Source organism: Lederbergia galactosidilytica, from assembly GCF_017873565.1.
Lineage (GTDB): Bacteria > Bacillota > Bacilli > Bacillales > Bacillaceae_C > Lederbergia > Lederbergia galactosidilytica.
In genome coordinates this window covers 14,780-28,910 of record NZ_JAGGKH010000015.1, presented here as the reverse complement: position 1 = coordinate 28,910, position 14,131 = coordinate 14,780, and the positions used below count along the sequence as shown (strand labels likewise).

The window sequence follows — 14,131 nt, the reverse complement described above, 5'->3', positions numbered from 1 at the left end:
AGACAATGTCTAAAAAATATGAGGCCACAAAGCCGATTTATTTACAAATTGTTGATCAAGTATGTGGACAGATTGCTAGAGGCGAAATCCGCCCAGGGGAGAAGTTGCCTTCTGTTCGAGAAATGGCCATTCAATCTGGTGTCAATCCAAACACAATTCAACGGTCTTATACCGAAATGGAAAGGATGGGTATTGTGGAAGCAAAGCGGGGACAAGGTTCATTTGTGATAGAGGACGAAGAGATCGTGGGGAGATTGCAACAATCCATGCAAAAGGAAATTATCGAACAATTCGTTGGAAATATGAAGGATTTAGGTTTTTCAAGTTCCCAAATCATCTCTGGATTAGAAAGCTATTTGAAAGAGAGGGATCATCATGACAATTCTCTTTTCTGATGTGACAAAGAGTTATGGAAAAGAAAAAGCATTAGACCAGATTACTCTTGAATTTCAACCCGGAAAAATTTATGGATTACTAGGGCCAAATGGAAGTGGAAAATCAACAACACTAAAATTAATTACAGGGCTAGTCTATCCTAATCAAGGAAAAGTGACCGTATTAGGGGAAAAAGTCACAAGAAAGACAAGTCAGCATGTCGCTTATTTAACGGAATTGGATATGTTCCATGAATCATTCACAGTTGAAAAGATCTTATCTTTCTATGCTTCCCAATTTCCCGATTTTAATCTAGATAAAGCACAGTTGCTTCTACAAGAATTAAAACTAGAGCCGCAGAAAAAGGTTAAAAAGCTTTCGAAAGGAAACCGTGGAAGATTAAAACTTGTGCTTACCTTGGCCCGCACTACTCCAATTATCTTGTTAGATGAGCCTTTTTCAGGATTAGATGCCATGGTAAGAGAAGCGATGGTCACAAGTTTATTAAAATATCTTGATTTTTCTAAACAAACGGTGATTATCGCCACACATGAAATTAATGAAGTGGAATCTTTATTAGATGAGGTTTTAGCTATTTATAACGGTCAGATTGTAGGGCAGGAGCATGTAGAAACTTTGCGTGAGGAATATGGACTATCTGTATTAGAATGGTTCAAAATGAAAATGGAAGAAAAGGGAGTGTAGAGGAGAATGAAGCCAGTTGTCGAATTACAAAATGTCACAAAAGTTATCCGTGGTAGGAAAATAATAGATGATTTAAGCTTTGGAGTGATGCCAGGAGAAGTTTTTGGCTTTCTTGGTCCTAATGGTGCGGGGAAAACGACGACCATTCGAATGATAGTCGGGCTTATCCGTATGAGTGGTGGAGATATTACAATCTATGGGAAAAACATTAAAAAAGAGTTTGAAGAGGCGATTCGTCATGTAGGAGCAATTGTCGAAAATCCAGAAATGTATAAATTTCTTACAGGCTACCAGAACCTGCAACAAGCTGCAAGATTATCGCCAGGAATTGGAAAAGAAAAAATAGATGAGGTCGTAAAGTTAGTTGGATTGACAGAAAGAATCCATGATAAGGTCAAGACTTATTCCTTGGGGATGAGGCAACGCCTAGGAATTGCCCAAAGTCTCTTACATGATCCAAAGGTGTTGATTTTGGATGAACCAACGAATGGTTTAGATCCAGCTGGGATTCGAGAGATTCGTGATTATTTACGCAGTCTCGCGAAAGAAAGAAACCTTGCTGTCATTGTTTCAAGCCATTTACTTTCTGAAATGGAGATGATGTGTGACCGTATCGCCATTATCCAAAAAGGAAAACTGATAGATATGCAGATGGTCAAAGAGGAAGAGTCTGTACAAAAACATACATATATATGTATGATTGACCAACCGCAAAAAGCCAAGGATCTTCTAGAGAAAAAAGACTATCTGATTCAAGTTCAGCAAGGAGGTTTCAGCGTGCAACTCGAGAAAGAGCAAGTGCCTGAGGTCATTAATTATTTGGTGCATCATGATTTGCTAATCTATGAAATGAAAAAACAAGCTATTTCATTGGAAGATCGATTTCTTGAAATTACAAATCAGAAGGCGGTGAAGGCGAATGCCTAAACTCATACAAAATGAATGGATCAAGATTTTTAAACAAACTAGTACATATATTATGATTGGTTTTTTGGTGCTAGTTATGATCGGGTGGGGCGGAATTGCTAAATACTTAGATTCACAAATGGCTTCCGTCAGTGATAATTGGAAGGAAGAGCTCCAAACTCAAGTAAATGAAAACAAAGAAATGTTGGCAAATCCAGATGGGACGGTAATGGCTCCTTCGCTAAAAGGGTATCTTCAGCAAGAAATCGCAATGGGGGAGTACCGAATTGAACATAATATTCCCCCGGAGCAATCTTCATCCGTGTGGACATTTATCAGTGATTCAGTACAACTTATTAGTTTAGTAGGTTTGCTCGTAATTGTGATTGCATCAGGCATTGTGGCCAATGAATTCAGTCGAGGAACAATAAAGAACTTATTAATTAAGCCGTATAAACGTTGGAAAATTTTATTATCTAAATATATCACCACGGTTTTATTTCTAGCCTTCATGCTAGTGATTCTCTTTGTTGGTGCATCTGTGATTGGGTTAGTTTTATTTGGAACTGGAGATGCAGCTCAACAAACTCATTTAGCTTATACAAATGGAGCGGTTGTGGAACAAAACCTACTTCTATATTTGATTAAAACATATTTATTAAACTCTTTAAGTGTCTTCATGTTAACGACAATGGCCTTTATGATTTCTGCCGTTTTTCGTGTCAGTGGTCTTGCGATCGGCATCTCGATTTTCCTGCTTATGTCAGGTGGGACGATCACAAACCTTTTGGCAAGTAAATTTGAATGGCCAAAATACAGCTTATTCGCAAACACAAACCTTATGCAATATATAGATGGAACCCCGTTAATCGAGGGGATGACGATGTCTTTTTCAATTACGATGATGATCATTTATTTTGGGCTATTTATGCTCCTAGCTTTTGGCTTTTTTACGAAGCGGGATATTGCGAATTAAAAATAAATGAACCTTGATGAAAAAGCACCTTTTTCAAGGTAGGCATCGGTAATTGTTTCGTTTAGAAGGTTTTACTGTACCGTTCTTTTGGATACAGAATCAGATTTTCCTCAATTTCAATTACTTACACGTTGAAACGGATGCATTATTATTCAACAAAAAAGGTATAAATTCCTCATTTATAAGGGATTTATGCCTTTTTTTGATTGTCTCCCTATTAAAAATAGTTATTGAAGCGGAAGGAAAAGACCCCGATGTGTGGTTTGCGACTCTCTACAAGATAATAGCGATGAAGCAGCTCAAGAGATACATAATGGAGAAGGTTCTTTCTTTAAATAGCATGGGAAATAAATTGTTCTGTTTATTTAATTATGGCATATGTAAAGAATCTTCACACTAAATTCACAAAATATAGAATAAACTTTATTTAAAATATAGAGGATGTTTAAAGATTTCGGTAAAAATGACACATCGAGCTAAAGGATCTTCGACTAAGGGCCGACTCGTCTTGTGTCGAACGTAGAAGTCAATACACATGCGCAAGTATGCCTCGAACTTTCGACGTACAGGATGTACTAGTGTTGAGTGTCTGTGATTGACGTCAGCACCTTTAGCCGGCTTGGTCCTTTTTATCCTCATTTTTGAACACGAAAATATAGTAAATTCAATATCTTTTGACTTAGGAGGGGATCTAAATGGCGAGAATCTTATTAAATAATGTGTCAAAGCAATACGGAAAATTCAAGGAATTTGCGGTCAAAGATTTTAATTTGGATATTGAAGATCAAGAATTTTTAGTATTCCTAGGTCCATCGGGATGTGGAAAATCGACGACGCTTAGAATGATTGCAGGATTAGAAGATATCTCGAGTGGAGAAGTTTATATCGGCGATACGCTTGTTAATGACATACCTCCGAAAGATCGTGATATTTCTATGGTATTTCAGAATTATGCCCTATACCCAAATCTAAGTGTTTATGAAAATATCGCATTCGGCCTTCGTATTAAAAAGGTTCCTAAGTTTGAAATTGAGGATGCCGTAAAACAAGCAGCTCGTGTCTTGGAGATTGGCAGTTTTCTCGATCGAAAACCAAGAGAACTAAGTGGTGGACAAAGACAAAGGGTTGCTTTAGGAAGAGCGATTGTCCGCCAGCCGCAAGCCTTTTTAATGGATGAACCATTGTCCAACCTAGATGCAAAATTGCGTGTGCAAATGAGAGCGGAAATTATTCGTCTTCATAAATCAATGGGTGTTACAACGATTTATGTTACCCATGATCAAATTGAAGCAATGACAATGGGTGATCGAATCGTTGTGATGAATAATGGCGTGATTCAGCAAGTGGATACACCAGAAAATATTTATAACCGGCCGCAAAATATCTTCGTGGCAAAATTTATCGGGAATCAGCCAATGAATTTATTCCAAGGTACGGTTCGTGAAGTGGACGGTCAATTACGCTTTTTTACAAGTGCATTTAATTTACATTTAACAGATGAGCAAGCTGAGATGATACGAAATAATCGTCTTGAAAATTATGAAGTTGTAATGGGGATTAGACCAGAACATATGGGATTTGAGCGGGAGTTGTTTGACACATATCCGAATGCGGTCATTGAGGGATTCTTGCAGTTCAATGAATTTATTGGGTCAGACCATTATTACCATTTAGATTCATACGGAAAAGAGCAATTCACAGTAAGAGCTCATCCAAGATTCCGATATGATGAAGGGGAAAAAGTAAAAGTCGCCGTTGATATGGGAAAGGCCTTATTCTTTCACCGGAATAGTGGAGAATTATTGACGGATTGAATGGAGGGATATTATGAAACAACCATTTAATATATCGAGTAAATGGCCCTATTCCTTTGTCGTATTCATACTGCTTCTAAGCACGATCTTACCAGTATCTGCAGAGGAAGAAACAGATTTAATAGACTTATCAAGATTTGTCGAACCATTTTATTATGAAGTTATGCAAAATTGGCAAGAGGAAGGAATTCAGTTGGGAACAGATGAAATCGATATAAAGGCGAAGGACTACGTAAAAAAATCAGAAGAGGCTTCCCTAACTATTGATTCATATGCGGGTAAGGAAGAAGTCGTTTTGTTGGAAGAAGCTGCAGGTTGGCTAGAATATGAAGTAGATATAGCGAATGAAGGATTATACGAACTGGCGATGGATTATATACCTTTATCACAGGAAAGTGGTGGAAGTCGTCAATCCCTCATTTTAAGCATATCTATCAATGGAGAAATTCCTTATAAAGAAGCACGTTCTGTGGAGTTCAGAAGGCAATACAAGGACAAAGATCCTCAATTTGATGATGAAGGCAATCAAATCAGATCACTAGTGGAAGAGATTTCTGATTGGACGACTGCTTATTTTCGTGATCCTGGCGCAAGTGTGAAACCGCTTCAATTCCATTTGGAGCAGGGGAAAAACACGATCCGTATTCAGCCGCAGAGAGAGGTTGCTGCGCTTGAATCGTTTTCGATTCAACCACCTACAAACTATCCTTCTTATAAAGATGTAAAAGCGGAATATCCAACGAGCAACACAGGTTCCGAACATGTGATTAAGCTTGAAGCAGAAGACTTTATTGCAAAAAATTCAACATCTATTCAAGTGCAATATGATCGGGATTCTTTCACAACACCTAAATCATTGAAAAAAGTGAAGTTTAATACATTAGGAGGAACTAGCTGGCAAGATGGCGGGCAAGCTGTTACATGGGAATTCGAGGTTCCTGAAACAGGTACGTATAAAATTGGCTTTCGCGGTTTACAAAACTACCGAAAAAGCTTGGCTACATTTAGAAGCATCTATATTGATGATGAATTACCGTTTTCAGAAATGAAGGATTTCAAAATCCCGTATGCGTCAAAATGGCAGGAAGTTATCATTCAGGATGAAAATGCTGAGCCATTTGAATTTTATTTGGAAAAAGGGAACCATACGCTAACTTTTGAGGCAACATATGAACCATTTATGCCGATCATTAGCCAAATAGAAGAAGTGTCAGATCAAATTAAGGCAGTATCACAAGAACTACGTCTTGCTTCTGGAGGCAGAATTAATAAAGGGAAAGCCGTTGTGGATGAATTCAGGGTTTGGAATGTGAAGAAAGAGTTGCCAGGACTACTTGAACAGCTTGAAGAGATGCATGATCAATTAGCTAACATGGCAGAACAAACAATTGAAATCAATGGAGGCAGGAATAATGTTTCCCAAGCTTTTGAATCTACAGTCCAAGATTTAGCGAAATTGCTGGAAAAACCAAATGAAATCCCTAATAAGCAAGTTGTGATTGGAACAATGCAAGAGAAAGTAGATCAACAACGTCAAGAATTAATGGACAGTCCACTTGAGATTGATAATCTTTATCTTGTATCGGAAAAAAGTGAATTTCCACGGATGACAGCCAATGCCTTTGAAAAAATGCAAGGTACATTTAATTCTTTGGTCTATTCCTTTTCCGATCAAAATCAATTAGGCGAGCAAAAAGTAGAGGAACTCAATGTTTGGATGATGTGGGGAAGGGATTATGCAGAGGAGTTACAACAATTAGCTGATCAATATTTTACACCTGAACATGGTATTAAGGTTAATGTGAATTTGATCCAAGATAAAAATCTTCTAATCTTAGCCAAAGCAGCGGGGATTATGCCTGATGTAGCCCTGGGTGTTCCAAGTGATATGCCGTTTGAAATGGCGTTACGTGGAGCTGCAAAGGATATATCGGAATTACCCGAATCTGAACAATTGTTAGAGCAATATGCACCAGGTGCTCTACTCCCCTATTATTATGACGGTAGTTATTATGGAATTCCTGAAACGATTAATTTTAAAGTATTATTTTATCGTAAAGATATCTTGGAACAACTTGACCTTGAAGTTCCCGAAACTTGGGATGATGTATATGACATGATTCCTACATTGTTGCAAAATCAGTATAACTTTTTCGCTGATCCGAAAGACTTTTCTTATATGTTATACCAAAATGGGGCAGAACTTTATACTCCTGATGGACTATCTACAGGGCTAGATCAAACAGAGGCATATCGAGGATTTAAGGAATGGACTGATCTATTCAATTTACATGGATTAGATAACCAAGTGCAAAGTTTCTATCAACAATTTAGAAAAGGGACAATGCCAATAGGAATCGCTGATTTTAATCAATATATGCAATTACTTGTAGCTGCACCAGAAATCTTGGATTCTTGGGGAATCGCTCCTATTCCTGGTCATTTGAATGAAGACGGTGAGATTGTCCGCTGGGCAGGTGGTACAGGAATGGATACAACAAGTATGATGCTGTTCAATGATACGCCAGATGAAAAACAAGAGCTTGCCTGGGAATTTATAAAATGGTATACCTCACCAGAAATCCAAACAGAATATGGACTTAATCTTGAGCAATTCAGAGGCGAGACATTTAGATGGAATTCAGCAAATGTTGAAGCATTTAGTAAGATGCCTTGGAGGAAGAATGATTTAGCAGCGATATTAGAACAATGGAAATGGGTTAAGGATCTTCCTAATGTACCGGGAAGTTATATGACGACAAGACAGTTAGACTTTTCTTGGAATCAGACCGTTTTGGAAAATGGTAACCCAAGAATTGAGTTAGAAAAAGCTGTTAAAGACATTAATCGTGAACTAAAAAGAAAACAAATTGAGTTTAATATAATTGATGAGAATGGAAGCGTTTTACATCCGCTGGATTATCTTGAAGTAACAGAGCCATGGGAAGGAGTGAAGCAAGTTGAATAGCGATGTACAAACGAAGAATGGAAATGTGGGGCATGCTGGGCAGGGGACTTCCAATCCAGTCATATTCAAAATGAAAAATAAAATGACAAAACTAATCGCTGATATTTGGAAATTCCGTCTCTCTTATTTATTTATTGCCCCATTTATGATTTTGTTTATTATTTTTATCGTAATTCCGGTAATCGCAGCAATTGGCTTGAGCTTTACCTATTTCAACTCCATAGAATTTCCTGAATGGACGGGATGGCTAAACTATCAAACTTTATTTTCGCAAGATATTGTCTTTTTACAGAATGTCTTACCAAATACGTTTAAGTTTGCTTTGTTTGTTGGTCCAGTGGGCTTTATTCTCGGCTTTTTATTAGCCTGGTTTATTGCTCAACTTCCCAATACCCTACGAATGATTTTTGCGCTTGCTATGTATGCTCCTTCCCTAGCAGCAGGAGTCGCAATGGCTGTCGTCTGGCAAGTAATGTTCTCGGGTGACCGTACTGGGTATATTAATAGCTTTTTGCTAAAATATGGCTTTTTAACGGAACCGATTATTTTTCTGCAAGACCAAGATTGGCTTTTAAATATTATGATTGTCGTTTCGATTTGGTCTAGTATGGGCATCGGTTTTCTCGCATTATTAGCGGGCCTCCTCAATGTGGACCAGGAATTGTATGATGCTGGGAAAATGGATGGAGTTTCTAGTCGTCTGCAGGAAATATGGTATATTACTTTGCCTTCCTTGAAACCACAATTACTATTTGCTGGGGTTATGTCGATTGTTCATACTTTGCAATCAGGTGAATTAGGAGTGCAATTATCGGGCACAAACCCGACACCGAATTATGCGGGTCAGGTAATGATTAGTCATATTGAGGATTATGGTTTTATTCGATTTGAATTAGGGTATGCCAGTGCGGTCTCTGTCATATTATTAATCCTCATGTTTTTACTAAGCCGAGTGTTCTTTTATCTCTTTGGTGAAAAGGAGGGGGCTTAGAGTGAAATTGCAAACCTATTTCAAAGATTTGGGGTCAGAAACATGGATCAAGCTAAAAAACTTTGGTGCGGAAATGAAAAGATTGGATGCAACACAGGTAATCATTTTATTTTTCCTAACTTTGTTGGCATTTTTCATGCTTCTTCCCATCGTATATATTCTAAATCATGCATTTAAACCATTACATGAGTTGTTTCTTTTTCCACCTACATTTATCGTTCAGGATCCCACATTTCAAAACTTTGTGGAGTTAATGTCGATGACACAGAGTACATTTGTGCCAGTATCAAGATATATTTTTAATAGTGTGATTGTGACTGTCGCGGCAACAGCAGCCATGGTGTTTACAAGTTCATTATGTGCCTACGCATTATCCAAACATAAGTTTCCAGGAGTAAATCTAGTATTTTCGTTAATCATGCTCTCACTTTTGTTTGTACCAACTGTTTTGCAAATACCCCGCTATGTGGTCGTGCAAAATTTAGGGATTATGAATTCTTATTGGGGGCACGTATTGCCGATGGTTGCAATGCCTGTAGGTGTATTTTTAATGAAGCAGTTTATGGATCAAGTACCTAACGAGATTATGGAGGCTGCTAAAATTGATGGAGCCTCTGAGTTTCGCATGTTTTTGCAAATTGTCATACCAATTGTAACACCAGCGATTGCAACGATTGCAATCATCTCTTTTCAATCGGCTTGGGGAAATGTTGAGACATCCCAATTATTTATGCAGGATGAATCGATGAAAACATTGCCTTATTATATGCAATCCCTTACTGCGAATTTGGCAAACACAGTCGCAAGGCAAGGGGCAGCGGCAGCAGGGGCATTGATTATGTTTTTACCGCAGCTGATTATCTTTCTATTTTTCCAAAAAAAGGTCATCGCCACCATGGCCCATTCTGGAATCAAATAAGGCAAGGAGGAGGTACTGTAATGAAAATGTTCCGGAGAATACGGCAGGCCATATTCGCCTCTATCAGCCTTACAATCTTGTTTCTGTCATCGACAATTACGGCCAATGCAGAAGTCCCCTATGACACATTCAGTGTGGATGGCTTCAATCAAACGATATTTACACAACCCGCCTATGAACCAAGCGAGGTATTGGCTAGAGATATATATGTGACTGATGAAAATGGCGAAAATGTTTATTCATCATTGAAACAACCTCAAGATTTATTTATTGATGATAACGATGAAATTTATATTGCCGATACAGGTAATAATCGTATTATTCATTTAGATAAGGAGGGCAATTTGCTTAGGGAATTAACCCTTCCTGAAAGTCCGCTTAATCAACCATCAGGGCTTTTTATTGACACAAATGGGGATATTTATATCGCCGATACTGGTAATAAGAGAGTGTTACGGTTAGATCGTGAAGGCAAGCTTATAAAGGAATTTGGTCAACCAGAGTCAAAATATATTGACGATAAATTTGTCTATGAACCAACGAATATTATTGTTGACCGGAGAGGATTTATTTTTATCGTTTCACGAGGAACCTATCAAGGGATTATTCAATTAGACCCTGAAGGAGAATTCTTTGGATTTTATGGAACGAATATTACAGAAGCTTCGATTATGGATAGGGTGCGAAATATCTTCTATACCGAGGAACAATTAAGAAGGCAAGTTCGCCTGTTACCAAACCCGATTCGTAATATTGATATTGACCATAATGGATTTATTTACACTGTCTCTCGAGATGTAACAGAACAAATAAAGAAAATAAATATTCGCGGCGAAAATCAATGGAAAGAATTCTCTTTTGGCGACAATATTAATTTAAACTTTTTACGAAGTAGATCTGTCGCGAAGAGTGATGAGGAAGGACCGCCTAAGACGGAAATAACGGATGTAACGGTTGATAATAACGGAATCGTAACGGTTATTGATAAGGCTAGTGCGATTATTGCTCAATTTAATCAGGAGGGTGAGCTACTCTTTTTCTGGGGGGCACCCGTAACCTCAGGTTCACCACAAGTTGGGGTGACTAAAAGTCCAGTTGCACTAGATACAAACAGTGAAAATAAAATTTTCATTTTAGATGATGCACTCAATCTAGTTCAAGTGTTGAAACCGACTGATTTTGGCCATGATATTCAGATGGCTTATATTTTGACTCAAGAAGGAAGATACGTAGAAAGTGAGGAATATTGGCAGAAAATTATGAGGCAAAATGCCTTGTTTTCACCAGCGTATGCCGGGCTTGCTCGTGCTGCTTATTCCCGTGAAGATTATGAGGAGGCTTTGCAGTTATATGAGCTAGCAGGTGATGAGCAAGGCTATTCCGATTCTTTCTGGCAAATAAGATTAAGTTGGTTTCAAAAGAATTTTGCCTATTTTGCGAATGCATTTCTTGTCATTGGGGTTGGATCTGTAATTGGATCACGTTATCGAATGAAAAGAAAGGTTAAAAAGAAAAAAAGTATTTCATTAAGTTCGTGGAAAAATATTCAATTACTAAAGGATCTTAAGCATGCTTTTTACATTCTCAAGCATCCGCTGGATGGAATGGCAGATATTCGCTATAGCAATAAAGGAAACTATGTAAGTGCCTTCATCATTCTTGGTTTGGTCATTGTCGTTGCCTTAACTAGAGTTTATTTTACTAGCTTTACTTTTCAACCTGTGCCTGTAGGTAGTCTGAATGCAGGGTCTATTCTACTCGTTGGTGCCGTTATTTGGATTTCCTGGGTAATTTGTCATTATCTCATTGGAGCCATCCGCTATGGTCAAGCTCGTTTCCGTGATGTGTTTGTTGGGAGCGCCTATTCTTTATTACCAATCTTTTTACTGGGGCTACCTTTAGCACTTTTATCAAATATCATGACATTAAGCGAGTCTTCTATCTATGGCTTTTTTACAGCTCTCATGGTGATCTGGTGTGCAGCATTATTCTTCTGGATGGTGCAGGCATTGCAAAACTACTCTGTTGGAGAAACGATTATTAATATTTTATTATCGTTATTTTCGATGGTGATGCTATGGGTGTTAATTTTTATCATTGTTGGTCTTTCTTCCGAAACTATTGACTTTATTTATACACTTTACCAGGAGGTGACAATGTGAAGAGAAAAGCTGTGATTATTATAGTTTTAGCTTTTTTATCTATGTTGAGTACCGTCACGGTCTTGGCGAATACTGATTCTGCAGAAGGTAATACCGAAGAGGGAAATCTTGAGGAGAATTCAACAGATGAAACCGCAGCAGATGATCAGAGTGAAGACGATAATAACAAGGGGAATGGTATAAAACTCGATCCCCCAGATGAAAACAAATTTGAAAAAGTAGCTGAAAATACCAATTTGATTTTGCGAGCTGATCCAGAGAGTGGGCATTTTATTGTCGACAATAAAAAAACAGGAAAAAGTTTAAGGTCCTTTCCAAATCCAGAAGGATGGGATGAAGGGAACACATCTGATTCATGGCAAATACATTTGCAATCCCCCTTTATGTTTTCTTATGTAGAGTTTAATGTTCGGAAAGATGTTGTGAAGGAATCTAGCTTTCATAGTCAAGGGGGCACAGTTGACTTTAAAAAGCTGGAGAATGGTTTCCAAGTAACGTATGAAATGCCCAATATCGGGTTTGTGATCCCGATAGAAGTTCAACTTGAAGAGGATTATGTGGAAACAAAGGTGCTAGCAGATGAGATTATTGATATTAAAGAATTCCCGGAAGGTGATGATCAAGGGAAAAAAGATCCAAAAAGTCGACTAGTTTCATTGCGTTTATTCCCTTTCTTAGGTGCGGAAACGTCTAAAAAGGAAGACGGATATGTTTTTCTTCCGGACGGTCCCGGAGCCTTAGTAGAGTTTCAACAAGATCGGGCAAATACGAATAACTTATATACTGAGAGAGTTTATGGGGATGATTGGTCATTTTCTTCTAACTCCAACTTTTCAACTCGACAACCGGTACGTATGCCTACTTTTGGGATAAAATCTGAAAACCAAACCTTTTTGGGGTTAATTGAAGAGGGAGATGTATATGCGAATATTGTGTCGGCTCCTTCTGAAACACTAACACAATATAATTGGGCAACGGCTGAGCATTTATTCAGATTTAAGTTTTTTCAGCCTACGAATCGCAAGAAACTTGAAGGATATTTTACCTATTCAGAGGAAATGCAAAGAGAGGAACGGACTGTCCGATATTATATGCTCGCTGGCGAAGATCCAAGTTATGTGGATATGGCAAAAAGATATCGTCAATATTTAATGGAAGAAAAAGGGTTAACTCGCTCAGAGGCCAAAGAGAATATCTCTTTACATTTAGCGCTAATTGGGGGAGGAACGAAAAAAGGCTTTATTAGGGATTCATATCTCCCTCTTACGACCGCAGAGCAAGCAGGACAAATTGTCAAAGAGTTAAATACTTCCGGTGTGGAAGATATGTCCATTCATTATTATGGTTGGCAAAGAGGGGGATATGAAAACTACGGTGGTCATTTCCCAGTTGCGAAGAAACTTGGTGGAAACGACGAAATGAAAAAGTTCGTAGATTTTGCTCATACTAAAGGATTCCAGGTTTATTTGGATGCAAGCTCCTATACGTATAATAATACGAATAAAGACGGTTTTCGCCCAAAACGGGATGCTCTCCGTGATTTAAGTTCGACTGTAATTAAGGAATATTCATATAGAGGGGAGAAATACTTAGTTAGTCCAAAGTTTATGGAAAAAACGATATTACAAGATATAGAGGAAGCAAAGGAACTAAAGGTAGACGGGTATTTATATGGTGATGGAATTGGTTCCATTCTTTCAACAGATTATAATAATAAATATTTTGCTAATCGCAGAGAAACGAAGGAATTACAAGAGAGAGTCATAGAAAAGACTGCCGTAGAACTTAATAAAGTGTATATCTCTGAAGGGAATTTCTATGGTCTTAAAAATGTTCAACATCTTTCTGAAATGGATGATGATTATTCCTATGATTTATTTGTAGACCAGAAAATTCCTTTTGCTCAAATAGCGCTTCATGGATTGATTTCTTATTCCTTCCAATACGGCAATATGGGAGGAAGTACGGAGAATCGTTTTTTACAAGGGATTGAGTATGGAGCACTTCCTTCCTTTATTCTGACGTATGAACAATCACAGAAATTAATGGAATCCACTTCACTAAGAAGATTTTACAGCGCCAATTATAAAGATTGGGAAAAGGAAATTGCCGCACAGTACCAAAGTTATAATGAAGCTCTTGCTGATGTGCAGGACCAATTTATTGTTGACCATCAGATGATCGCGAACGATGTATTTGAAACACGCTATGAAAATGGCAAAAGAATTATTGTTAATTACAATAAGACACCTTATAACAAGGACGGAATTGCGATAGAGGCAGAGGACTTCATCATCCTTGAAGGAGGCAGATAA

10 protein-coding genes are annotated in these 14,131 nt (G+C 37.9%); all 10 read left to right on the top strand.

Annotated features, from left to right (window positions below; translation table 11 throughout):
• Positions 1-5: 5 nt before the first annotated feature.
• The 10 genes from J2Z23_RS15395 (at position 6) to J2Z23_RS15350 (ending at position 14,131) form a co-directional block, all read left to right on the top strand.
• The gene (locus J2Z23_RS15395; RefSeq protein WP_209974462.1) at positions 6-395 is read left to right on the top strand and encodes a GntR family transcriptional regulator; all 390 of its coding nucleotides are present in this window, start codon (positions 6-8) and stop codon (positions 393-395) included.
• Entirely contained in the window at positions 376-1,080 is a 705-nt protein-coding gene (locus J2Z23_RS15390; RefSeq protein WP_209974460.1) for an ABC transporter ATP-binding protein, read from the top strand. Before J2Z23_RS15395 ends, J2Z23_RS15390 begins: the two co-directional genes overlap by 20 nt.
• A gap of 6 nt (positions 1,081-1,086) precedes the next feature.
• Entirely contained in the window at positions 1,087-2,007 is a 921-nt protein-coding gene (locus tag J2Z23_RS15385; RefSeq protein ID WP_209974457.1) for an ABC transporter ATP-binding protein, read from the top strand.
• Positions 2,000-2,962 (top strand): ABC transporter permease, encoded by a 963-nt coding sequence (locus tag J2Z23_RS15380; protein ID WP_209974455.1) that lies wholly within the window; start codon positions 2,000-2,002, stop codon positions 2,960-2,962. The genes J2Z23_RS15385 and J2Z23_RS15380 overlap by 8 nt, the downstream gene beginning before the upstream one ends.
• A gap of 695 nt (positions 2,963-3,657) precedes the next feature.
• Positions 3,658-4,776 carry an ABC transporter ATP-binding protein gene (locus J2Z23_RS15375; protein WP_057987542.1) on the top strand — a complete coding sequence of 373 codons (1,119 nt, stop codon included), beginning with the start codon at positions 3,658-3,660 and terminating at the stop codon, positions 4,774-4,776.
• Positions 4,777-4,789: 13 nt separating this feature from the next.
• Complete coding sequence (locus tag J2Z23_RS15370) at positions 4,790-7,744, top strand: extracellular solute-binding protein (RefSeq protein ID WP_057987540.1); 2,955 nt, start codon at positions 4,790-4,792, stop codon at positions 7,742-7,744.
• 70 nt (positions 7,745-7,814) lie between these two features.
• Positions 7,815-8,735, top strand: a complete 921-nt coding sequence (locus tag J2Z23_RS15365) for a carbohydrate ABC transporter permease (RefSeq protein ID WP_082881344.1) — start codon at positions 7,815-7,817, stop codon at positions 8,733-8,735.
• Positions 8,736-8,808: 73 nt separating this feature from the next.
• Positions 8,809-9,654 carry a carbohydrate ABC transporter permease gene (locus tag J2Z23_RS15360; RefSeq protein ID WP_057987592.1) on the top strand — a complete coding sequence of 282 codons (846 nt, stop codon included), beginning with the start codon at positions 8,809-8,811 and terminating at the stop codon, positions 9,652-9,654.
• Positions 9,655-9,674: 20 nt separating this feature from the next.
• Positions 9,675-11,816, top strand: a complete 2,142-nt coding sequence (locus J2Z23_RS15355) for a YIP1 family protein (protein WP_238456155.1) — start codon at positions 9,675-9,677, stop codon at positions 11,814-11,816.
• On the top strand, positions 11,813-14,131 hold the full coding sequence (locus J2Z23_RS15350) for a DUF5696 domain-containing protein (protein ID WP_338018436.1): 2,319 nt from the start codon (positions 11,813-11,815) through the stop codon (positions 14,129-14,131). The genes J2Z23_RS15355 and J2Z23_RS15350 overlap by 4 nt, the downstream gene beginning before the upstream one ends.

What these genes read in the sequence shown, in the direction of transcription:
- J2Z23_RS15395 (WP_209974462.1), top strand. Translation starts at nt 6, where the DNA reads ATGTCTAAAAAATATGAGGCCACAAAGCCGATTTATTTACAAATTGTT.
- J2Z23_RS15390 (WP_209974460.1), top strand. Translation starts at nt 376, where the DNA reads ATGACAATTCTCTTTTCTGATGTGACAAAGAGTTATGGAAAAGAAAAA.
- J2Z23_RS15385 (WP_209974457.1), top strand. Translation starts at nt 1,087, where the DNA reads ATGAAGCCAGTTGTCGAATTACAAAATGTCACAAAAGTTATCCGTGGT.
- J2Z23_RS15380 (WP_209974455.1), top strand. Translation starts at nt 2,000, where the DNA reads ATGCCTAAACTCATACAAAATGAATGGATCAAGATTTTTAAACAAACT.
- J2Z23_RS15375 (WP_057987542.1), top strand. Translation starts at nt 3,658, where the DNA reads ATGGCGAGAATCTTATTAAATAATGTGTCAAAGCAATACGGAAAATTC.
- J2Z23_RS15370 (WP_057987540.1), top strand. Translation starts at nt 4,790, where the DNA reads ATGAAACAACCATTTAATATATCGAGTAAATGGCCCTATTCCTTTGTC.
- J2Z23_RS15365 (WP_082881344.1), top strand. Translation starts at nt 7,815, where the DNA reads ATGAAAAATAAAATGACAAAACTAATCGCTGATATTTGGAAATTCCGT.
- J2Z23_RS15360 (WP_057987592.1), top strand. Translation starts at nt 8,809, where the DNA reads ATGAAAAGATTGGATGCAACACAGGTAATCATTTTATTTTTCCTAACT.
- J2Z23_RS15355 (WP_238456155.1), top strand. Translation starts at nt 9,675, where the DNA reads ATGAAAATGTTCCGGAGAATACGGCAGGCCATATTCGCCTCTATCAGC.